Source organism: Streptomyces mashuensis (genome assembly GCF_014654785.1).
GTDB lineage: Bacteria > Actinomycetota > Actinomycetes > Streptomycetales > Streptomycetaceae > Streptomyces > Streptomyces mashuensis.
Genome location: NZ_BNBD01000010.1, coordinates 55,749 through 77,497, shown reverse-complemented (window position 1 = coordinate 77,497; position 21,749 = coordinate 55,749). Strand labels below are relative to the sequence as shown.

The window sequence follows — 21,749 nt, the reverse complement described above, 5'->3', positions numbered from 1 at the left end:
CCCAGTCAGGGAGAGAGCAGAGAAAACCTAACAAATAGGACCTACGATCATGTGACAAACGCACCGAAGATGCCCCCTCGTCACTCACACGGCGCAGGACTGGCCACGCCGGGCGAAGTGCGGAATTCTTCCCTTCACCAGATGTGCGCCGAGCCGGACGATCCACCGCAGGGGGCCGCCGTGAGTGCGTTTGCCGAGGCGATGCGGGAGCGGGTGCGCGCGGCGCGCGCGACCCTGGCCGAGGCCCGGGCCGCCGGGGACGCGTACGCCGCGGCCGTCGCCGAGGACGAACTGGACGACGCCCTGCGGCTGGCCCGCGCCCACGGGGTCACCACGGACGCACCCGAGGGGCCGGAAGGGCCGGGGGCGGCACCGTAGGGGCACCGGCCCCGCGTCGCAGCCGATACCGGCAGCGTCACGAGGACAGGTGATAACGGAATGGCCAAGAGCTGCCCCTCCGTTGTATCGGGGAAAGCCAGCAAGGCATGGACCGTTGGCACATGACCCGAGGCCCGCACCCGGCCGGAGCTGCGCTTCGTATGACGAGCACACCGGGGCATATGCCGGACGCCTGCGCCCGCCCAGGTCAACCCGCAGGTCAGCCCTTCCGGCGATCGTCCCGAACCCCGGCCGCGCCCGGGGCGCCGCTGCTACTGTCCCGCGTCATGGAGCAGCTCTTCTCCCATGACGAACTCATGCGTATCGAGGCCGCGGCCCACGAGGCCGGTCTCACCTCCCGCGACTGGGTGCGGGGCGTGGTGCTGCAGCGGCTGAAGGGGGTGTGGCGCCCCGACCTGGAGGACGCCATCTGGCCGGTCACCGTGCACCGGCGCTCCGGCGGCACCCTCCAGGAACTCCACCACCTGGGCTGCTGGGTGCCCAAGGGCGACGAGGAGACCCTGACCACCGCCGAGGCCCGCGACCTGGTCGCCTCGCACGAGGTCCGGCCCTGCGACGCCTGCCAGCCCGAGAGGTTCCTCGTCACCACCGACTGACGGCCGACTACCCTGTCCCTCTCAAGATCATCGAGGTGGGCGGGGGACGTTCGGCATGCGGTGGGCGACGCGCATCACGGGGTGGGCCACGCTGCTCGTGGGCTACGCGACGGTGCTGCTGGGGATCTTCCCACTGCGGGAACTGCCGCCGAAGACCGAGCTGACCCGGCTGCTGGCCGCCACCGCCGGCTGTGCCGCGCTGTGGGTGCTGGCCTCCCTGCCCGCGCGGGCCCGCCGCAGGGCGGTGCCCCGCCGCAGGGCGCGGCGCCGGCGGTCCGTACCTCGCCAGGGGCCCCGGACCTCCCGGGTGCTGTGCTGGGTACTGGGCTTCGGCATCGCGCTCTCCAGCGCCGCGGCACTGTGCCAGGGCGTGGGCCCGGACGGCGAGGAGGGCGAGTGGCTGGCCCGCGCCCACCGGGCCGGCGGCGCGGTCTACGAGCTGCGCATCGCCCGGATCGTCGGGGAGCCCCACCCCACGGGCACGGAGATCAACGACGCGGCGGAGTACGCCTCCACGCTGGAGGTGACGGTCCCCTTCACCACCGGCGTCCGCCGGGTCACGGTCGACGAGGTGCACACCGCCGGGCCGCCCGAGGCGGGCCGCACCGTGGAGCTCATGTACGTGCCGGACCAGCCGGAGCTGGGGGTGCGTCAGGCCCAGGGCAACGACATCGGCTCGTTCGCCGGCCGCATCATCGCGCTGCCCACCATCTGGATCCTCACGCTGGCGGCCGGGACGGCCACCGCCGTGGCCCTGCGGCTGCGGGAGCCGGGCGTCCGCGCGGCCCGCCGCTTCGAGCCGTGGGTGCACCTGCCCGCCGCGGCCCTGCTGCTGGCCGGCGCGGGACTGGTCGTACCGCTGCTGCGCGGCTTCCCCGGGACGGGGACCGGCTGGTGCCTGGCGGCCGGCGCGGCCACCACGCCATGGCTGGCCATGGCGTGGGTGGCCAGGACCTGCCGGCTCAGGAGCGGCGGCGGCGCAGGGCGCGCCGGATGAGGTACACCGCGAGCACGATCATCGCCACCACGAAGAGCACGACGAGGATCAGCACGACCAGCAGGGCGATGCCCAGCTTCCCGAAGAAGCCCTTCTTCTTCTTTTTCTTCTTGTCCTTGGCCAGGGTGGTCTTCTTGTGGTGCCCCTGCTCGAAGGCGGCCAGGGTCACGTGACCGCTGCCGGCCTCCTGCGCCGTACCGGTCGTGGTGGTGCCGGCCGTGCCGGTGCCGGTCCCGGAGGCCGCGACGGACACCGTCCGCCCGGCGGTCTGCGGCCCGGCCGTCGCCGCGGTGGCCGGCGTGGCCAGCAGGGCCGCGCCCAGGACCACGGCCAGGACGGCGGAGACCCGGCGCGCCAGGCGCCCCCTGCCCCGTCCCTCGTGCTGCTGCTCGCTCTTCATGCGCGCCCCCTGAGTGTGGTGCTGTGATGTGTGCCGCCCCGCGGACGCGGGGCGGTCCATTATCGGCACACCGCCGCGCGGGCCGGGCAGGGCGCGTACCCGGGCGCGACGGGCGCGCTCACACCGCGGGGGCCTCGGGCCCGAACCGGCTGCCGGCCGCCGTCTGCACCTCGGCCTCCTCGGCCGGGTCGGCGGCGAGCCGGCGCAGCTGCTCCACGACGCGGTCGTCGGCCGTGGCGGCGTGCCGGGCGGCGAGCTCGCGCGTGGACTCCTCGCAGTCCCACAGGCACTCCACGGCGAAGCCGGCCGGGAACGACGGGTCGGTGGCGGCCAGGGCCCGCGCGGCGCGGCCGCGCAGGTGGGAGGAGGCGGTCTCGCGGTAGACGTGGCGCAGGACGGGCGCGGAGCAGGCGATCGCCAGCCGGCCCGCGCCGTCGACGAGGTCGCCCAGGACGGCGGCGTCGCAGCCCTCGGCACGCACGGTGCGGCGCAGGGCGGCCAGGACCAGCGCCGCGTCGTACGTGGCGCCGCGGCAGGCGAGCATCCCGGCCGCGGCCGCGCCCAGGGGGTCCTCGCGGTGGATCCAGGCCCGCGCGCGCTCCAGGGCGGCGGGGCTGCGCATGCGCTCGAAGGCCGTGACGGCGGCCTCGGCGACCACCGGGTCGGGGTCGGCGGCGGCCGTCTCGACGAGGTCGAGGGCCTGCGGGTCGTGGTGCTCGGCGAGGTAGCGCAGGGCCGTGGCGCGGGCGGCGCCCTCGCCGAAGGCGGCGGCCTCGATGATCTCGCCGCGGTCCTCGGGCCCGGCGACGGCGGTCAGGCAGCGGGTGGCGGGGACGTGGCGGAGCTGGACCGGGTGCAGGGACAGGCCCTCCTGGGCCCAGTCGAGCACCTCGCGCACGCTCCAGCCGGGCCGGGGGCCGGACGGGCGGAGCTGGCGCTGCCAGCGGTCGAAGGAGCCCTGCTCCCGGGCGGCACGGACGCGGGCGGCGGTGGCCGGCGAGCGTCCCTCGTCGGCCCACAGCCGCCAGGGGCGGGGCTCGAAGGCGTCGCGCACGGCGGCGGCCAGCGCACCGTCACCCTCGGGGGTGACGGGGAAGCGGGCCAGGACGTGGGGGCCGAGGGCCAGCAGGCCGGCGTCGTCGTCCCGCAGGGCCAGCTCGTCCAGGGCCCAGGCCCAGTTGGCGCCGGTGGCGGCGTAGCGGCGGAGCAGGGCGAGGGCGTCGTCGCGGCCGTAGGAGGCCAGGTGGCCGAGGACGGCCAGGGCCAGCCCGGTGCGCTCCTCGCCGGTGTCCAGGTGGTCGTCCGCGGCGAAGAGGTGCTGTCCGATCGCGTCGAGGCCGCCGTCGAGGTCCAGGTAGAGGCGTGCGTAGTAGAGCGAGCGGTTCTCGACCTGCCAGTCCCGCCGGGGGTCGCGGAGCACGCAGTGGTCCAGCGCCGCGAGCGCCTCGGCGCGCGGCGCCGCGAGGGCATGCAGGGTCCCGTCGCCACGGCCTCGCTGAAGGAGGCCGAGCAGGGTGCCACTGGGCGCTATGTCTGGATCGAGCATGGGGTCAGCATCCGGTGCGGGGAGTCGGCTGGCAACGGGATTTCCGTCGTCCGCCATTCTTGCCGGTGTCCGCCCGTGCCATGCACGGTGAACAGTGGGAACTCGGGTCCCGGGCGCCCGCAGCCTACCCGGAACTGGTCATTCCGGGGAGGGGGCGACACCTTTCGCGGCTAATCCACTGGCATATGCCTGGTGCATGGACGTCCCGGGTCTTGCCAAATTCCCCACGGGCGCCGGTTCCCTGTGCCACAGTCGTGACTGCAGTCCTCCCGGCCGTAACCGGCGGACACACCGGACCCGGCCGCGCCCCCCTTCTCCGGAGTACGTGATGCCGTCGCCACTGTCCGCTGACCGCCCCGCCACAGAGCAGCCCGAGCCCGCCGTGGTCGACGCGCTGATCTCCCAGACGCGGCGGCTCCGGGGCGGCGTGGACGCCGTACGGCGCGAGGCGGCGGCGGACGCCGAGCGCACGGACGACCCGGAGCTGCGGTGGCAGCGGGCCCTGTGCGACCTGGCCACCCGGCACCTGGACACCCTCGGCACCCACCTGGGCCAGCTCCGCGAGGGGCTCCCCGGCGCGGACCCGCAGGGGGACGCCTCCGGCCCGGCACCCACCACCGCCACGGCACCGGCGGGCACGACGCCCGGCGGGCCCGGCGCGGGACGCGCCGGCAGCGCCGAGTGGAACCTCCTCACCGACGAGGTGACCTGGTCCGAGGAGCTCTTCGAGCTCTTCGGACGGCGGCCGCAGGACGGCGCCCTCACCCTCGACGAGCTGCCCTCGCACGTGGTGGAGGAGGACCGCGAGCTGCTGACGTCCCTGGTCACGGGCTGCCTGGTGGACGGCAGACCCATCGACGGCCAGTTCCGCGTCCTCCGCGGCGACGGCGAGCGGCGCACCCTGCACATGCTGGGCGAGCCGGTGCTCGACGCCGACGGCTGCACGGCCTCCATGTGGGCCGTGCTGCGCGACGTCAGCGACCTCCGCCGCGGGCGGGAGGAGGTGCGCGAGACCAGGGACTCGGCCCACCTCAGCCGGCAGCGGGAGCGGACCGAGCAGCGGCTCGCCGCCGAGCTGCGGGAGGCCGTGCTGCCGCCGTGGCCCGGCCCGCTGCGCACGGCCCCCGGCCCGGACGGCCCGGACCGCTCCCCCGCCGGCGGCACGGGCCTCGACATCGCCGCCCGCTGTCTCCCCGCCGCCGACGGCGGCCGGGCCGGCGGCCACTGGTTCGACGCCATGGAGCTGCCCGGCGGGCCCACCCTGCTCACCGTGGGCGGCCTCACCGGCCACGGCGTCACCGCGACCTCCGCCGTCGCCATGCTGATCGGCGCGGTCCGCGGCATGGCCGTGACCGGTGCCGAACCCGGCCCCCTGATGGGCTGGCTCGACCATCTGCTGGGCACCTCGGCACAGCCCGCCCTCGGCAGCGCCCTCTGCTGCCGCTACGACCCCGCCACGGGCGCCCTGCTGTGGTCCCGCGCCGGGCATCCGGCGCCCCTGCTCTTCCGGGACGGCACCGGACGGCAGCTGCGTGCCCCGGAGGGCATGCCGCTCGGCGCGGTCACCGGCACGGTGCCCCCGACGGCGGCGGGCACCGCGTACGAACAGGCCGAGGAGCGGCTGCACCCCGGTGACGTGCTCGTCCTGCACACCGAGGGGCTCGCCGGCCCGGCCGGCGGACCGGCCCTGCTGCGCCTGGCCCCGCGGTTCTCCGCGGCGCCGGACGCCCAGGACTGCCTGCGGGCGGTCCTGGAGGAGTACGGCGGCGCCGAACGCGAGCACGACGCCTGTGTGCTGATCGCCCGTATCGCTCCTACCGGCTGACGCCCGGCCGGGCCCGCGCCCGGCTCACCTCCGGCTCACACGGTCCTGACCGCCCTCTTCTTGCCGGCCGGGGCCTTGGCGAGCGCCTGGCCGATCTCCTCGCGGACGTCCTTCATCCGCCCGTAGCCCGAGTACTGCCCGGTGAGCCGGTACATCTCGCGCAGCCGGTCCCAGGTGCGGTGCGAGGAGATCTCCCCGATGGAATTGAGGGCGAGCCGGGCGAAGGTGTCGGCCTGCTCGGGGTCGTTGCCGATGAAGCAGGCGGAGGCCATCGAGATGTAGTCGAAGTTCATCGACCGCTGCCGGTTGGTGCCCTGCCGCAGGGCGATCGCCTGCTTGGCGTGGCGCTGGGCGATGGGGGCCGCCGACGGGTCGTGCTCGGCGAGGGTGCGGTACGCCAGGGCCTGCATGCCGTGCAGGTCGGCCTCGTCGAACATCTGCATCCAGTCCGGCGGGGGCACGTCGTCCCGGTCGGAGACGAACAGGTCCTCGGCCTCGCCGAGGGTGCGCCGCATGGCCTGCCCCTTGCCCATCGCCGCCAGGGCCCACGCCTCGATGGTGCAGAACATGGCGCGGGTGCGCGGCAGCGCCTCCTCCCCGGAGCCCGACTTGGCCAGCCGCATCAGGTGCAGGGCGTCGTCGGGGCGGTCGAGGTGGACCATCTGGCGGGCCGCCCGGGAGAGGGCCTCGCCCGCCCGGGGCCGGTCGCCGCCCTCGCGGGCCGCGTGCGCGGCGATGAGGAAGTACTTCTGGGCGGTCGGCTCCAGGCCCACGTCGTGCGACATCCAGCCGGCCAGGCAGGCCAGGTTGGCGGCCACCCCCCACAGCCTGCGCTGGAGGTGGTCGGGGTGGTGGTAGGAGAGCATCCCGCCCACCTCGTTGAGCTGGCCGACCACCGCCTTGCGCTGCAGCCCTCCGCCACGGGAGGCGTCCCAGATCCGGAACACCTCCACCGAGCGCTCCAGCGCGTCGATCTCCTGGGAGCCCACGGGCGCCGCCTCGTAGCGGTCCAGGCCCGCGGGCTCGGCGTGCGCGCCGAGGGCGCGCAGGGGGTTGTCGACGTGCGGGGCGTCGGAGGCGAGCACCGGGTCGGAGTGCAGCCAGTCGTGCATCGCACCGCTGATGGCAGATCCTGCGGTGAGCGCGACGCCCGCGCCCACCAAGCCGCGTCGGTTGAGCATGAGGTCCATTCCCGTGAATTCGGTGAGGACCGCGGCGGTGCGCTCGGGTGGCCAGGGCAGCCCGTCCTGGGACTGCCCCTTGCCGGCGCGCCCTCGCCTGCCGAACCCGAGGTCCTCGATGGTCACGACACGGCCGAGTCGCTCGGTGAAGAGGGCTGCCAGCACCCGCGGCACGGGATCGCGCGGGGACTCCCCCGTGTCGATCCAGCGCCGCACCCGCGAGGTGTCGGTCGCCAGCTGCGGATGTCCCATGACCGCCGCCTGCCGGTTCACGAGCCTCGCCAGCTCGCCCTTGGACCAGCCGGCCAGTGCGAACAGGTCTGCGAGACGGGTGTTGGGTTCCCTCGTCACGTCAAGCCCCCAGGTTCCTCGGCTGACTTGAAGGTACTCGGGGGTCATGGGCCAAGCGAGTATTCGCCAGGGTTCGCCAGGGTCCGCCACGTGGTCTGCCACCCGTGGTCGGGTGTGATGTAGGAACGCGCAACCCCGGTCACCCGGAAGCCCGGCAGCATTCCCCAGGGTGCCCACGGCCCCGGGGACGGGGGAGCGCTGCAATTCGCCGACACGAAGGGATCTGTACCGCCCATGTATGCAGCATCGACCTCCGTGTCCGCTCCGTCCCGGTCGCTCCGCCCCCCGCAGAGCGGAGGCGGCCCGTACCTCGACCCCTCCCACGCGGTGGGGGCCGCGCTCGGGGCCGGGCGGACGCGGAGGGGCCCGGGGCTCGGCGCGCAACCGCTCAGCGGGAGAATCGACTTGTCCGGCCCCCAGGGGGCGCAGCTGCGCACGGTGATCTCCTCCGTCCACCGCATCTGCCCCGAGTTCAACCCCGTCCAGGTGCTGCGGCGCGGCGGCCGCTCGGTCCTGCTGGTGGGCACGACCGGGCGCACCACGGCCGTGGCCAAGTGTTTACTGGACCACTCCCCCGCCTGGGCCGAGCGGTTCCGCCATGAAATAGCCACATACCGTGCGTTCGTCCGGCACCGGCCCCCGGTGCGGGTCCCGCGACTGATCGCCGCGGACCCGGACAACTGCACGCTCGTGATCGAGCGGATGCCGGGCCGCCCGGCGTCCGTGCAGCGCCACCCGGTGGATTCCCTTCCCCGCGCGGACGTCAGGGCGGCGCTCGCCGCGATCTGCCGGGTGAACCTCTGGCGACCCCCTGCCGGGATGTTCGACATGCCGCTGGACTACGGGAAGCGCATCGCCCGCTACCACGAGCTGGGTCTGCTGACCGACCGCGACATGGGCGACCTGCAGAAGCTGCTGCACGGCCTGGCGCACGTGCAGGGCCAGTTCTGCCACGGCGACGCCCTGCTGTCGAACGTCCTGCTGTCGCCGGCCGGGCCGGTGCTGCTCGACTGGGACCAGGCCGGCTGGTATCTCCCGGGGTACGACCTGGCGACGCTGTGGGCCGTCCTGGGCGACGCCCCCGTGGCGCGCCGCCAGATCAGCCAGCACGCCCAGGCCGCCGGCCCGGCCTCGCGCGACGCCTTCCTGGTGAACCTGATGCTGGTCCTCACCCGGGAGATCCGGACGTACGAGACGGCCCTCCAGCGGGCGATGGAGGACCCCGCGCCGGCGGGTGCGGGCGACTGCGGCGAGGAGCAGCGACTTCTGCTGCGCCGGCTGCACGACGACTGCGCCATGGCCCGCAGGGCCGTACGGGCCGCCGTCGGGACGCGCTAGGACGAGGCCGGCACGGGCCGGGACGAGGGCCGGCACGCCGTACCGCCGACATACCGGCGTGTCGGCCTCCTCCGTCCGGGCGACGGCCACGAGTGGCTGCGCGGCAGCGGCATGACGACGCCCGCGCCGGGAATCCTCCCGGCGCGGGCGTTGACGTGCGCGTCCCCCACGCCCAGTCTGATGACGGCCGGGCCGGTCGGTTTGACGGGTCATCCGCCCGGCGGATCACTCTTGGTAAGTTCGGATACCCGGCCGGTGAGCGTCCGCCCCTCCCGGCCCCATGGCACGGCCCGTTCCTTCCCGAGGAGGCCGCATTGCAAGGACCCCACGAGTCACCCGGCAACGCCTCGCACAGCACCCCGCGAAGAACGAGGGGGCGTGCCCTGCGGGCGGCCGGCGCGGTGGCGTCGGCCGCCCTGCTGCTCCAGCTGGTGCCGTCGGCGCCGGCCGCGCGGGCCCAGGAGCCGGGCCCCGGGGCGCGCACCGGCGGGTTGCAGCGCGCGTTCACCGATGCTGCGGCCGGCCGGCACGTCCCGGCCGGCGTGCTGCTGGCCGTGTCGTATCTGGAGTCGCGCTGGGACAGCCATCCGGGCGCGCCCAGCGTGACCGGCGGCTACGGGCCGATGCACCTGACCGACGCGGCCACCGCCCTGGCCTCCGCGCCGCACCACAGCGACCCCGGCGAGGACGCCCGCGGGGATCTGGCCCGGCCGCGCCCCACCGGGCGGTCCGCGGTGGTCCCGGAGACCCCGGCGCCCGGTGCGCTGCCGCCGCGGCTGCGGACCTTGCCGCGTGCGGCGCGGCTCACGGGGCTGCCGGAGCGGGCGCTGCGCGAGGACGCCGCCGCCAACCTCCACGGCGGTGCGGCCCTGCTGGCGGCGGAGCAGAAACGGCTCGGCCTGCCCCTGAGTTCCGACCCGGCCGACTGGTACGGCGCAGTGGCCGCGTACTCCGGCGCGACGGACGCCGCGACGGCGACGGCCTTCGCCGACGACGTCTACTCGGTGCTCCGGTCCGGCGTGTCGCGCACCACCGACACGGGCGAGCGGGTGACGCTGCCCGCGAGCCCGGGGGTGGCGCCGCACAAGGACCAGGCGGACCGGCTGCGCCTGCCCCGGGCACGGGCGGCGGGCGTGGAGTGCCCGGCCACCGTGGCCTGCGAGTCGATCCCGGCGCCGTACGAGCGGCTGGAGGGGAAGGACTACGGCAACCACGACGTCGCCGACCGGCCGGCCTCGCAGAAGGTCGACTACATCGTCGTCCACGACACGGAAGGCTCGTGGGAGACGACGATCAAGCTGATCAAGGATCCGGCGTACGTCTCCTGGAACTACACGATCCGCTCCGGTGACGGGCACGTCGCCCAGCACGTGCGTACGAAGGACGTGGCCTGGCACGCGGGCAACTGGTTCGTCAACTCCAAGTCGGTGGGCATCGAGCACGAGGGTTTCCTGGCCCAGCCCGACGCCTGGTACACGGAGGCGATGTACCGCGCGTCGGCGCGGCTGGTGCGGTATCTGGCGCAGAAGCTGGACGTGCCGCTGGACCGGCAGCACATCCTGGGCCACGACAACGTCCCCGGCACGACGCCGGGCTCGATCCCCGGGATGCACACCGACCCCGGCCCGTACTGGGACTGGGCGCACTACTTCGAGCTGCTGGGCCGGCCCTTCCACCTGACCGGCAGCCCGTACCGCAGCGATGTGGTCACCATCGCGCCGGAGTACGCGCGGCACCGCCCGCCGTACACCGGGTGCACGCGGCCCGGGCAGCCCTGTGCCCCGCACGGTTCGGGGGCGGTGCGGCTGTACACGGCGCCGAGCGAGAACGCCGCGCTGGTCAAGGACGTGGGGCTGCGCCCGGACGGCAGTCCGTCGACCACGGACGTCAACGACACGGGGGCGCGGGCCAGTACGGGCCAGCAGTTCGCGGTGGCGGACCGGCAGGGCGTCTGGACGGCGATCTGGTACCTGGGGCAGAAGGCGTGGTTCCGCAACCCGTGGTGGCAGCCGACGGCGGTCGGCGCGCGGGGGCGGCTGCTGACGCCGCGGCCGGGGCTGAAGGAGATCCCGGTGTACGGCCGGGCGTATCCGGAGAAGGAGGCGTACCCGCCGGGCGTTCCGGTGCAGGTGGTGACGCCGCTGCCGTACGCGCTGCCGGCCGGGCAGAGTTACGTGGTGGGGCAGAGCGCGCCCAGCGAGTACCTGTGGGCCACGACGTTCGAGCCGGCGGGTCACCGGGTGGTCAAGGGGCGCGATCAGTACTACGAGATCCAGTTCGGGCACCGGATCGCGTACGTCCGGGCCGCTGACGTGCGGGTGCGCGCGTCGGACCGGTAGCCGGCGGCGGGAGCCGTACGGGTGAGGGCCCGGCCGCCGGGGGCGTGCCGGGCTCAGCCCGCCTGGAACATCTCCGCGGGCAGCGGCTTGAGCAGCTGGTACAGGTCGTCGGTGATGGGCCGGTCCCAGGCGGCGATGGTGACGAGCACGCCGTCGCTGCGGTCGAACTGGGTGCAGGCGATGCGGCCCTCGGAGAACTTCAGCCGCCGCACGATGAGCAGGTTGTCCTCGTGCATGACCGGCACGTCCTCGCTCTCCAGGAGCTCGACGGGCTCGTCGTTGCCGAGCGCGGCGAGGAGCTGGGCCACCTCGAAGGGCACCTGGCCCTCGCCGAGGTCGCGGGCCGGGGAGCCCTCGGGCAGATTGCCGATGATCATGGCCGTGCCGCGGCCGCCGAACAGGTCGTAGCGGAGGAACACGCCCTGGCAGCTGCCGTCGGGCGCGGGCAGCAGCCCGGCGCCGAGATCGCCGGGCCAGTCCCCGGGGTCCATGGCGAGGACGTCGAAGTCCGGCCCGGAGGGGGTGGCGCTGCGGCGGCGGAGGAAGGACATGCCCACATCGTACGTGCCCGGCCCGGCGCCGTGCGCCGGGGGAACCCGTGCGGGGCCGGTCGGGGCGCGCGGGTGACGCGGGCGGGACGGCCCGGCCGGGGCGGGTGGGCTAGGTGAGGTCGAATTCGCCCTCGCGGGCGCTGAGCACGAAGGCCCGCCACTCCCCCGGTGAGAAGATCACGGCGGGTACGCCGGGGTCCCGCTTGTCGCGCAGGGCGATGTAGCCGTCGACGAAGGCTATCTGGACGTTGCCGGGCCTGCGGCGGCTGCTGGACTGCCAGGTGGCGCAGTCGAGGTCGAGGTCCGGCCGGGCGTCGCCCACCAGGTGTTCCGTCGTGCTCTCGGTCACGTCGCGCTCCTCCCGGCTGGTCGTCGCCGCCCACCCTAGCGATCCGTACGGGTGTCGCACAGGCCGCGTGCCCGGGCTCTTCGTGCGGGGTGTGCGGGGTGTGCGGGGTGTGCGGGGTGTGCGGGGTCAGGTGGCGGGGGGTTCGGCGCCCACGAGCCACATGGCGAAGAACTGGGAGCCGCCGCCGTAGGCGTGGCCCAGGGCGCGCCGCGCGCCGGGCACCTGGTGGTCCCCGGCGAGGCCGCGGACCTGGAGGGCCGCCTCGGCGAAGCGCAGCATGCCGGAGGCGCCGATGGGGTTGGTGGACAGGACGCCGCCGGAGGGGTTGACGGGCAGGTCGCCGTCGAGGGCGGTGGCGCCGGAGGCGGTGAGCCGCCAGCCCTGCCCCTCCTCGGCGAAGCCGAGGTTCTCCAGCCACATCGGTTCGTACCAGCTGAACGGGACGTACAGCTCGGCGACGTCGATGTCGTGGCGCGGGTCGGTGACGCCGGCCTGCCGGTAGACGTCGGTGGCGCAGTCGCGGCCGGCGCGGGGGGAGACGAAGTATTTGCCGGGGAAGAGGGTGGGTTCGCTGCGCATGGCGCCGCCGTGCAGCCAGGCGGGCGGGCGGGGGGCGCGGGCGGCGCCGGCCCGGTCGGTGAGGACCATGGCGCAGGCGCCGTCGGAGGAGGGGCAGGTCTCGGAGTAGCGGATGGGGTCCCAGAGCATGGGCGAGGAGCGCACCTTCTCCAGGGTGAGGTCGTGTTCGTGGAGGTGGGCGAAGGGGTTGAGCAGGGCGTTGCGGCGGTCCTTGTGGGCGACGAGGGCGCCGGTGTCTGCGGGGGCGCCGCTGCGCCGGATGTAGGCGCGGACGTGCGGGGCGAAGAAGCCGCCGGCGCCGGCGAGGAGGGGCGGCTGGAAGGGGACGGGGAGGGACAGGGCCCACATGGCGTTGGACTCGGACTGTTTCTCGTAGGCGACGGTGAGGACGGTGCGGTGGACGCGGGCGGCGACGAGGCTCGCGGCGACGAGGGCGGTGGAGCCGCCGACGGAGCCGGCGGTGTGGACGCGCAGCACGGGTTTGCCGGTGGCGCCGAGGGCGTCGGCGAGGCAGAGCTCGGGCGTCATGACGCCCTCGAAGAAGTCGGGGGCCTTGCCGAGGACGACGGCTTCGACGTCGGGCCAGTCCAGGCCGGCGTCGTCGAGGGCGCGGCGGGCGGCCTCGCGGACCAGTCCGGGCAGGGAGACGTCGCGGCGGGCGGCGGCGTGCCGGGTCTGCCCGATGCCGGTGACGGCGACGGGTTCCTTGGTCACGGCCGGTCTCCTTCCAGCACGGCGACGAGGTTGTGCTGCAGGCAGGGGCCGGAGGTGGCGTGGGCGAGGGCGCGGTGGGCCTCGCCGCGGTGGATGCGGGCGGCGGCCTCGCCGATGCGGATGAGGCCGGTGGCCATGAGGGGGTTGGCGGCGAGGGCGCCGCCGGAGGGGTTGACGGTGACGTCGTCGCCCAGGTCCAGGGCCGTGCGCAGGACGACCTCCTGGGCGGTGAAGGGGGCGTGGAGTTCGGCGAGGTCGACGGGGGCGTCGAAGGCGCCCGCGTTCTCGGCGGCGAGACGGGTGGACGGCGATGCGGTGAGGTCGCGCAGGCCGGGGGCGTGGGGTTCGATGCGGTGGTCGATGCCGCGGATCCAGGCGGGGTGGTCGCAGAGGCGGCGGGCGGTGTCGCCGGTGGCGAGGACGACGGCGGCGGCGCCGTCGCCGACGGGCGGGCAGTCGCCGGTGCGCAGGGGCTGGACGACGTAGTCGCCCTGGGGGCGGGGGCCGCGGAGCTGGGCGTGGGGGTTGGAGGCGGCGGCGGTGCGGTTGCGGTGGGCGACGGCGGCGAGGTCCTTCTCGTCGGTGCGGCCCGCGTCGATGAGGGCCTGGGCCTGGAGGGCGGCGAGGGCGACGGCGTCGGGCCACAGGGGGGCGAGGGTGTAGGGGTCGAGGGTGCGGCTGAGGACGTCGCGGACGGTGCCGGCGGAGGACATGCCGTGGGCGTGGACGAGGGCGGTGTCGGCCTCGCCGGTGAGGAGCCGTACCCAGGCTTCGTAGAGGGCCCAGGCGCCGTCCATCTCGACGTGGGACTCGGGGACGGGGGGCCAGGCGCCGACGGCGTCGAGGGTGAGGGTGAAGGAGAAGGCACGGCCGGCGAGGTAGTCGCTGGAGCCGGAGCAGACGAAGCCAAGGTCGCCGGTGCGCAGTCCGGTGGCGTCGAGGACGGCGCGGAGGGCGGGCAGGAGCATTTCGGCCTCGGAGACGTCGCCGGTGCGGGGCCGGCAGGGGGTCTGGGCGAAGGCGACGACGGCGATGTCCGCCGGGGGGCGGGTCACAGGTGCTCCTCGTACGCGGTGTAGGGGGCGTCGGGTTCGCCGGTGGGCCGGTAGTGGGCGGGGTGGCGGGTGCCGGGGGTCCAGACGGCCTCGACGCGCAGGCCCATGCGGACCTGGTCGTGTGGGATGCCGTCGATGCGGCCGTGGAGGGGGAGGTCGGCGCCGTCGAGGAGGATGTGGGCGTAGACGTAGGGCACGTCGATGGCGAGGTCCTTGGCCTTGATGTTGACGATGCAGAAGGTGGTGACGGTGCCGCGGGGGCCGACGGGGACGACGTCGGTGGTGGCGACGCCGCAGGTGGGGCAGGCGCCGCGGGGCGGGACGAGGACCTTGGCGCAGGCGGGGCAGCGTTCGCCGGTGAGTTCGTGCCGGGCGAGGGCGGTGAGGTGGCGGCTCTGGGCGCGGCCGGGGGTGTGGGTGTAGTCGAGGCGGGCGGGGGCGGTGAGGGTGGTGACGGGGTCGGGGAAGGTGCCCGGGTGCGGGGCGGCGGGCCGGGGCGGGGCCGCGGGTGCGGGGTCGGGGATGAAGCAGGCGATGTCCGTGATGGCGCCGGTGCGTTCCGCGGCCCAGCGGATGCGGACGCGCTGCCCGGTGCGGACGGCGTGGGGGCCGGGGGCGTCGAGGGCGTGGAGGAGGGCGGTGTCGGCGCCGTCGAGGCGGACGAGCACCCAGGCGAAGGGGTGGGCGAGGGGCTGTCCGGGGCGGGGTGCGGGGTTCCAGGCCCAGGTGGTGACGGTGCCGGTGGGGGCCACTTCCACGAATGCGCCGGTTTCGCCGAGGCCGGCGCCGGTGGCGGGGTCGTACTCGGTGGGGGGTACGAGGACGCGTCCGGCGGGGGTGCGGATGCCGAGGACGACGCGTTCGCGCAGGCCGGTGAGGAAGGTGCCGAGGACGGGGCCGAGGGAGCGGGTGAAGGGGAAGGAGAGCGTGAGGGGTGCGGTGAGGCTGCCGGGGGCGGGGTCGGCCTGCACGGTGTCTCCTCGGCTGGTGGTCAGGCGCGGCGGTAGACGGGCGGGCGTTTCTCGGTGAAGGCGCGGGTGCCCTCCGCGGCGTCGGCGGTGTCGAAGACGGGCCGTCCGATGGCGAGTTCGCGGCGCAGGGCCTCGTCCTCGGGGAGGTCGGCCGTCGCGTACACGCTGGCCTTGACGGCTTCGACAGCCAGCGGGGCGTTGGCGTTGATGAGGGCGGCGGTCTCCAGGGCGGCGCCGAGGGCGGTGCCGTCGGGGACGACGCGGCCGACGAGGCCGATGCGTCCGGCCTCCTCGGCGGTGTAGGGGCGGCCGGTGAGCAGCATTTCCATGGCGTGGGTGCGGGGGATCTGGCGGGGCAGGCGGACGGTGGAGCCGCCGAGGGGGAAGAGGCCGCGCCGTACTTCGTAGAGGCCGAAGGTGGCGCTGCGCCCGGCGATGCGGATGTCGGTGCCCTGGAGGATCTCGGTGCCGCCGGCGACGCAGGGGCCCTCGACGGCGGCGATGACGGGCTTGCGGGGCCGGTGGTGGCGGAGCATGGCCTTCCAGTGCAGGTCGGGGTCGGCTTTGAAGCGGGCGCGCCAGGGCCCTTCGGCGGGGCCGCCGGCGGCCAGGGCCTTGAGGTCCATGCCGGAGCAGAAGGCGCCGCCGGCGCCGGTGAGCACGACGGAGCGGACGGTGTCGTCCGCGTCGGCGGCGAGCCAGGCGTCGTACAGGGCGACGAGCATGGGCGGGGAGAGGGCGTTGCGGGCCTCGGGCCGGTTGAGGGTGAGGACGAGCGTGGCGTCCGTGCGTTCCACGGTCAGGTGTGCGGTGCCGCTCATGGCCGGCCTCCCGTCGTCGGGGGTCATGGTGGCGGAGGCGGCGGTCCGCTTCAATAGTTTTCTGACTCGTCGTCAGATAATTTCGGGGGATGGACTTCAACCTCGCCGATCTCTTCGAGTCGGTCGTGGACGCCGTGCCCGGCCGCGAGGCGGTGGCCGGCCTCGACGTCCCCGGCAGCGGGGCGGAGCACCGGCTCACGTACGCCGGGCTGGACGCCGCCGCCAACCGGCTCGCCCACCACCTGCGGGACGCGGGGGTCCGTCCGGGCGAGCACGTCGGGCTCCACCTGCGCAACGGGGTGGAGTACCTCCAGACGGTCCTGGCCTGCCTGAAGATCCGCGCCGTACCGGTCAACGTCAACTACCGCTACGTGGAGGACGAGCTGGCCTACCTGTACCGGGACGCCGAACTCGTGGCCCTGGTCTTCGGCGGGGAGTTCACCGCCGCGTTGGCCGCCGCCCTCCCCCGCTCGGGCGGCCGGCTGCGCCACCTCGTACGGGCCGGGGCGCCGGCGCCCGGGGCGCCCGAACCGGCCGTCGCGCCGGTGGACCTGGCCGAAGCCGAGGCGTCCGGGGCTCCGGAGCGCGACTTCGCGCCGCGGTCGGGCGACGACCGGTTCGTCATCTATACCGGCGGAACCACGGGGATGCCCAAGGGCGTGGTGTGGCGCCAGGAGGACCTGTTCTTCTCCGGGCTCTCCGGGGGCGCACCGCGGGGCGAGCCGGTCCGGCGGCCGGAGGAGCTGGCCCGCCGGGTCGCCGCCGCGCCCGGCGCGGACGTGGTGTTCTTCCCCACCGCGCCGCTGATGCACGGCACGTCCACGCTGACCGCGTTCACCGCGTTCTGCCTGGGGCGGCGGACGGTGCTGCACCGCGCGTACGACCCGGCGGAGGTGCTGCGCACGATCGAGCGCGAGCACGTCACCAATGTCTCGCTGGTGGGCGACGCCATGCTGCGGCCCCTGCTGGACGCGCTGGCGGGGTCATGCCGCGGCACCGACTGCTCCTCGCTGACGTCGGTGAGCAGTTCGGGCGCCCTGCTGTCGGCGGCGGTGCGGGAACGGTTCGCCGAGCTGCTGCCCGGCGTGCGGCTGGTGAACAACTTCGGCTCCTCGGAGTCGGGGTTCAACGGCACCGCCGCCGACGGCACGGCGGGCACGGACGGCGGGCTGCGGCTGGCGGTCAACGCCCGGACGGCCGTGGTGGATCCGGCGACCCACCGGCCGGTGCCGCCCGGGGTGCCCGGCCGGCTGGCGCAGCGCGGCCGGGTGCCGCTGGGCTACCACAACGACCCGCGAGCGACGGCCGAGACGTTCTTCACCGCCGGCGGCGAGCGGTGGGTACTGCTGGGCGACATGGCCACGGTGGACGAGCACGGCGTGGTGACCGTGCTCGGGCGGGGCTCGCAGTGCATCAACACCGGGGGCGAGAAGGTCTTCCCCGAGGAGGTCGAACAGGTCCTCAAGGCTCACCCGGCGGTCTACGACGTACTGGTGGCGGGCGTCCCGGACCCCCTGTGGGGGCAGCGGGTGGCGGCGGTGGTGCAGCCGCGCGACGGGACGGCGGCGCCGACGCTGGCCGAGCTCCAGGCCCACTGCCGGCCACGCCTGGCGGGCTACAAGCTGCCGCGCACCCTCGTGGTGACGGGGCAGGTGCGGCGCTCACCGAGCGGCAAGCCGGACTACCGGTGGGCACGGGCGGTGGCGGAGGCGGCGACGGCCGACGGCGGCTAGCGCCGGGGCTGCGGGTGCCCCTCTTGACGCCGGGCCGCGTGGGCTGGTTGGTTGGCCCGAACGGCTCTACCGAATGATCGGTCGGGCGGTCCGGCGGCGGGAGGCGGTGACGGCGATGGCGGTCGACGGTGCGGTAGGTGCGGTGACGGACGCCGCGGAGGGGATGACCGGCGAAGAGCTGGCGGCCCTCCAGCTGCGGCGGCTACGGGCCACTCTCCGCCGCGCCTACGAGCACGTGCCCTTCCACCGGCGCGCCTTCGACGCCGCCGGGGTGCACCCGGACGACTGCCGCACCCTCGCCGACCTCGCCCGCTTCCCCTTCACCACCAAGGCGGACCTGCGCGAGCAGTACCCCTACGGCATGTTCGCCGTGGAACCCTCGCAGCTGCGGCGGCTGCACGCCTCCAGCGGCACCACCGGCACGCCGACCGTCGTCGGCTACACCGCGCACGACCTCGACGTCTGGGCCTCCCTCGTGGCCCGCTCGATCCGGGCCGCGGGCGGCCGGCCGGGCGACGTCGTCCACGTGGCGTACGGGTACGGGCTGTTCACCGGCGGCCTCGGCGCCCACTACGGGGCCGAGCGGCTCGGCTGCACGGTGATCCCGGCGTCCGGCGGCATGACGTCCCGCCAGGTGCGCCTGATCCAGGACCTGCGGCCGCGCATCATCATGGTGACCCCCTCGTACATGCTCACGCTGCTCGACGAGTTCGAGCGGCAGGGCGTCGACCCGCGCAGCACCTCCCTGCGGGTGGGCATCTTCGGCGCCGAGCCGTGGACGGAGGGGATGCGGCGGGAGATCGAGGAGCGCTGCGGCATCGACGCCGTCGACATCTACGGCCTCTCGGAGGTCATGGGGCCGGGCGTGGCGCAGGAGTCCGTGCGGACCAAGGACGGCCCCCACGTGTGGGAGGACCACTTCTACCCCGAGGTCGTCGACCCGGTGACGGGCGAGGTGCTGCCCGACGGCTCCCCCGGCGAGCTGGTGTTCACCTCGCTCACGAAGGAGGCCCTGCCGGTCGTGCGCTACCGCACCCGTGACCTCACCCGCCTCCTGCCGGGCACCGCGGCCCACCCGTTCCGGCGCATCGCGCGGATCACGGGCCGCTGCGACGACATGCTGGTCGTGCGCGGCGTCAACCTCTTCCCCACCCAGGTCGAGGAGATCGTGCTGCGCACGCCCGCTGTGGCACCGCACTTCCAGCTGCGCCTGGCCCGCGAGGGCCGGCTGGACCGGCTGACCGTGCGCGTCGAGGCGCGGCCCGGGGCCACGCCCGAGCAGCGCGCGGCCGCGGCCGCCGCCATCGCGCGGCAGGTCAAGGAGGGCATCGGGGTGTCGGCGGCGGTCGAGATCACCGAACCGGAGGCGCTGGAGCGGTCCGTGGGCAAGATCCGCCGCGTGGTCGACGAGCGGCCGCGCTGACCGCCTGTCAGGGCTGCACGGTGACCGGCTTCTCGGTGCGCAGGTCGCTGACGAAGCCGCCCTTGGCCACGCGCATCCAGTAGGAGTGCGTGCGGACGTCGGCGGGTATGCCGGAGTCCCGCTCCAGCCTGCGGTCGGCCGAGGTGGCTCCGGGCTGGACGTCCCGCTGGTACGTGTGGGGGACCCAGATGCCGATCTCGCTGCTGTAGAGGGGCTTGCGCTCCATCAGCATGACCTGGTCCGGGCTGCCCTGCGCGGGCTTCCAGGCGACCCGGACGGTGGCTGCGTCGAGGCGGTCGACGGAGGTCACCACCGGCGCCACGGGGATCACCGAGGAGGGGGCGGGCCGGAGGTCGCTGCTGCGGATCGTCCGGGGCACGGAGGAGTCGTAACCGTCCGGGTTGTCCAGCTTCCCGGTGACGCGCAGGGTGGTGGGGGCCTGGCCCTGGCCGCCCGTGCACGCGTCGACCTGGGTGACCTTGCGCCACTCGCCGGCGAGCCGCACGAAGTCCTCCTTCTGGACGGGCAGCTCACGGGCGACGCCCCCGGTGACCGCGCTCACGGAGTAGACGTAGCGGGAGTCGTCGGAGCGGACCACCTGGTAGCTGCACCGGTCCACGGCCGCGGCCCGTGCGTCGACCGCCGGCCGCGGCGACGCGCCGCCGGCGGGTCCCGCCGGGGCCGCAGCGGCGGTGCCCGCTCCCGGGGCGAGGGCCACGAGGCCGAGCGCGCAGGTGACGATCGCAGTGGTGATACGCGGGGGCATGCGTCCTCCGGTGACGTCCAGCGGTCCTTGAGTGATCGGCGGTGCCGACCGGGAGCGGACGCTACCGTCAATCGACGGTCAACGAGGAGTCAAAGACAGGCAAAGGACGGGGTTTCCGCCATTTTCTGGCCGACAGGCGACGGCGTCACGGCCGCGGCCCCTGGACCGCCCACCGCCGCACGGCGAACCCGTCGCCCTCTGCCGGAGTTCGACGGCTCACGGCCGCCGGCGCTCAGCACGACCACGCCCTGTCACACCGGGCGGTCGTGACCCTCCCAGTACGGGTCGCGCAGCCGGCGCTTGTAGAGCTTGCCGTTGGGGTCGCGCGGCAGTTCGGCGACGAAGTCGACGGACCGGGGCCGTTTGTAGCCGGCCAGGTGGCGGGCGCAGTGACCGAGGACGGCGGCGGCCAGCGCCGGGCCGGGCTCGTGCCCGGGGGCCGGTTCCACCACGGCCTTGACCTCCTCGCCCCAGTCGTCGTCCGGCACGCCGAAGACGGCGGCGTCGGCGACGCCGGGGTGCGCCAGCAGCACCGACTCGACCTCGGCGGGGTAGACGTTGACGCCGCCGGAGATGATCAGGTCGATCTTGCGGTCGCGCAGGTAGAGGTAGCCGTCCTCGTCGAGGTAGCCGAGGTCGCCGACGGTGAAGAAGTCGCCGTGGCGGGCGCGTTCGGTCTTGGCGGTGTCGTTGTGGTAGACGAATCCGCCGGTGCTCATGCGCAGGTGGACGGTGCCGGTGACGCCGGGCGGCAGCGGTTTGCCGTCGTCGTCGAGGACGGTCACCTCGCTGATGGGCCAGGGCCGGCCCACCGTGCCCGGCCGGGCCAGCCACTCCCGGGCGGTGGCGAAGGTGCCGCCGCCCTCGCTGGCCGCGTAGTACTCCTCCACGCACGGCCCCCACCACTCGATCATCGCGCGCTTCACGTGCTCGGGGCAGGGCGCGGCGCCGTGCAGCGCGTGCCGCAGCGACGAGACGTCGTAGGCGCGACGGACCTCCGGGGGCAGGGCCAGCAGGCGCCGGAACTGGGTGGGCACCATGTGGGTAGTGGTGCAGCGGTGGGTGGCGACGAGCCGCAGCATCTCCTCCGGCGTCCACTTGTCCATCACCACCAGGCGGTGGCCCAGGTGCAGGGACGCGGCGGCGAACTGCAGGACGGCGGTGTGGTAGAGCGGGGAGCACACGAGGTGGACGTTGTCGCCGAAGGGCTCGATGCCGAAGAAGCCGAGGAAGCCGCCCAGGTGGGTGGCCTCGGGCGGCCGGCCGGTCAGCGGGCGGCGGACGCCGCGGGGCCGGCCGGTGGTGCCGGAGGTGTAGTTCATGACCCAGCCCAGGGTCCGGTCCGCCGGCGGGGTGTCCGGTTGTCCGTCGAGGAGCGCCTCGTACGGGCGGAAGCCGGGCACGTCCCCGACGGCGTAGCAGCCGGAGGCGGGCAGGCACGCCTGGTCGGCGGCGTCGCGCGCGGTGCCGGCCCAGCGCTCGTGGGCGATGAGCAGGCGGGCGCCGGAGTCGGCCAGGATCCAGGCGATCTCGGGGGCGAGGAGGTGGTGGTTGACGGGCACGAGGTACAGGCCGGCCTGGGTGGCGGCGAGGTGGGCGGTGAGGAAGGCGGCGCCGTTGGGGAGGACGGTGGCGAAGGCGTCGCCCTCGGTCAGGCCGGCGGCGCGCAGCCCGTGGACGAGGCGATTGGCGGCGGCGTGCAGCCGGCCCGCGGTCCACTGCTCGCCGTCCGGCGCGACGAGGACGACGCGCTCGGGGCGGGCGGCGGCCTGGGCCCAGAAACCGTGGGGTGCGTCGGGCGTCCCGGACATGGCG

Annotated in this window: 19 protein-coding genes; 8 read left to right on the top strand and 11 right to left on the bottom strand. The window is 74.9% G+C overall.

The window, feature by feature from the left end; genetic code table 11:
• The first annotated feature begins 180 nt into the window (after positions 1-180).
• From IE305_RS22545 to IE305_RS22535, 3 genes are all read left to right on the top strand, one after another.
• Positions 181-378, top strand: coding sequence for a hypothetical protein (locus IE305_RS22545; protein ID WP_190131511.1), 198 nt, complete (start codon positions 181-183; stop codon positions 376-378).
• Between the two features lie 287 nt (positions 379-665).
• Positions 666-995, top strand: a complete 330-nt coding sequence (locus IE305_RS22540; protein WP_190131510.1) for a DUF6233 domain-containing protein — start codon at positions 666-668, stop codon at positions 993-995.
• A gap of 55 nt (positions 996-1,050) precedes the next feature.
• Complete coding sequence (locus tag IE305_RS22535) at positions 1,051-1,992, top strand: hypothetical protein (RefSeq protein WP_190131509.1); 942 nt, start codon at positions 1,051-1,053, stop codon at positions 1,990-1,992.
• On the opposite strand, the gene IE305_RS22530 is transcribed toward IE305_RS22535, so the two are convergent.
• The gene (locus IE305_RS22530) at positions 1,958-2,392 is read right to left on the bottom strand and encodes a hypothetical protein (RefSeq protein WP_190131508.1); all 435 of its coding nucleotides are present in this window, start codon (positions 2,390-2,392) and stop codon (positions 1,958-1,960) included. The two genes, IE305_RS22535 and IE305_RS22530, sit on opposite strands and share 35 nt — an antisense overlap.
• A gap of 118 nt (positions 2,393-2,510) precedes the next feature.
• Complete coding sequence (locus IE305_RS22525) at positions 2,511-3,938, bottom strand: HEAT repeat domain-containing protein (RefSeq protein ID WP_190131507.1); 1,428 nt, start codon at positions 3,936-3,938, stop codon at positions 2,511-2,513.
• A 328-nt stretch (positions 3,939-4,266) separates the two neighbouring features.
• On the opposite strand from IE305_RS22525, the gene IE305_RS22520 reads away from it, so the two are divergent.
• The gene (locus tag IE305_RS22520) at positions 4,267-5,763 is read left to right on the top strand and encodes a PP2C family protein-serine/threonine phosphatase (protein ID WP_190131506.1); all 1,497 of its coding nucleotides are present in this window, start codon (positions 4,267-4,269) and stop codon (positions 5,761-5,763) included.
• Positions 5,764-5,798: 35 nt separating this feature from the next.
• Here IE305_RS22520 and IE305_RS22515 read toward each other — a convergent pair whose 3' ends face one another.
• Positions 5,799-7,295: a DNA-binding protein NsdB gene (locus tag IE305_RS22515; protein WP_190131505.1), complete on the bottom strand. Its 1,497-nt coding sequence runs from the start codon at positions 7,293-7,295 to the stop codon at positions 5,799-5,801.
• Between the two features lie 234 nt (positions 7,296-7,529).
• On the opposite strand from IE305_RS22515, the gene IE305_RS22510 reads away from it, so the two are divergent.
• Together IE305_RS22510 and IE305_RS22505 are read left to right on the top strand one after the other, a co-directional pair.
• A complete protein-coding gene (locus IE305_RS22510; RefSeq protein WP_190131504.1) occupies positions 7,530-8,633 on the top strand; it encodes an aminoglycoside phosphotransferase family protein in 1,104 nt (367 codons plus the stop codon).
• 314 nt (positions 8,634-8,947) lie between these two features.
• On the top strand, positions 8,948-10,972 hold the full coding sequence (locus IE305_RS22505; RefSeq protein WP_373311715.1) for an N-acetylmuramoyl-L-alanine amidase: 2,025 nt from the start codon (positions 8,948-8,950) through the stop codon (positions 10,970-10,972).
• A gap of 53 nt (positions 10,973-11,025) precedes the next feature.
• On the opposite strand, the gene IE305_RS22500 is transcribed toward IE305_RS22505, so the two are convergent.
• The 6 genes from IE305_RS22500 to IE305_RS22475 form a co-directional block, all read right to left on the bottom strand.
• Positions 11,026-11,523 (bottom strand): hypothetical protein, encoded by a 498-nt coding sequence (locus tag IE305_RS22500; protein ID WP_190131503.1) that lies wholly within the window; start codon positions 11,521-11,523, stop codon positions 11,026-11,028.
• Between the two features lie 109 nt (positions 11,524-11,632).
• Positions 11,633-11,872: a DUF397 domain-containing protein gene (locus IE305_RS22495; RefSeq protein ID WP_190131502.1), complete on the bottom strand. Its 240-nt coding sequence runs from the start codon at positions 11,870-11,872 to the stop codon at positions 11,633-11,635.
• A gap of 126 nt (positions 11,873-11,998) precedes the next feature.
• Positions 11,999-13,165 carry a thiolase family protein gene (locus IE305_RS22490; RefSeq protein ID WP_190131501.1) on the bottom strand — a complete coding sequence of 389 codons (1,167 nt, stop codon included), beginning with the start codon at positions 13,163-13,165 and terminating at the stop codon, positions 11,999-12,001.
• A complete protein-coding gene (locus IE305_RS22485; protein WP_190131500.1) occupies positions 13,162-14,220 on the bottom strand; it encodes a thiolase family protein in 1,059 nt (352 codons plus the stop codon). Before IE305_RS22485 ends, IE305_RS22490 begins: the two co-directional genes overlap by 4 nt.
• On the bottom strand, positions 14,217-15,191 hold the full coding sequence (locus tag IE305_RS22480; RefSeq protein ID WP_190131499.1) for a Zn-ribbon domain-containing OB-fold protein: 975 nt from the start codon (positions 15,189-15,191) through the stop codon (positions 14,217-14,219). The genes IE305_RS22485 and IE305_RS22480 overlap by 4 nt, the downstream gene beginning before the upstream one ends.
• A 20-nt stretch (positions 15,192-15,211) precedes the next feature.
• Positions 15,212-16,012, bottom strand: a complete 801-nt coding sequence (locus IE305_RS22475; protein WP_190131498.1) for a crotonase/enoyl-CoA hydratase family protein — start codon at positions 16,010-16,012, stop codon at positions 15,212-15,214.
• 89 nt (positions 16,013-16,101) lie between these two features.
• On the opposite strand from IE305_RS22475, the gene IE305_RS22470 reads away from it, so the two are divergent.
• Both IE305_RS22470 and paaK read left to right on the top strand, forming a co-directional pair.
• On the top strand, positions 16,102-17,745 hold the full coding sequence (locus IE305_RS22470; protein WP_190131497.1) for an acyl-CoA synthetase: 1,644 nt from the start codon (positions 16,102-16,104) through the stop codon (positions 17,743-17,745).
• A 115-nt stretch (positions 17,746-17,860) separates the two neighbouring features.
• A complete protein-coding gene (paaK, locus tag IE305_RS22465) occupies positions 17,861-19,168 on the top strand; it encodes a phenylacetate--CoA ligase PaaK (RefSeq protein WP_190131496.1) in 1,308 nt (435 codons plus the stop codon).
• 7 nt (positions 19,169-19,175) lie between these two features.
• Here paaK and IE305_RS22460 read toward each other — a convergent pair whose 3' ends face one another.
• Positions 19,176-19,934 (bottom strand): hypothetical protein, encoded by a 759-nt coding sequence (locus IE305_RS22460; protein WP_190131495.1) that lies wholly within the window; start codon positions 19,932-19,934, stop codon positions 19,176-19,178.
• A 251-nt stretch (positions 19,935-20,185) separates the two neighbouring features.
• Entirely contained in the window at positions 20,186-21,745 is a 1,560-nt protein-coding gene (locus tag IE305_RS22455; protein ID WP_190131494.1) for an acyl-CoA synthetase, read from the bottom strand.
• Between the last annotated feature and the right edge of the window lie 4 nt (positions 21,746-21,749).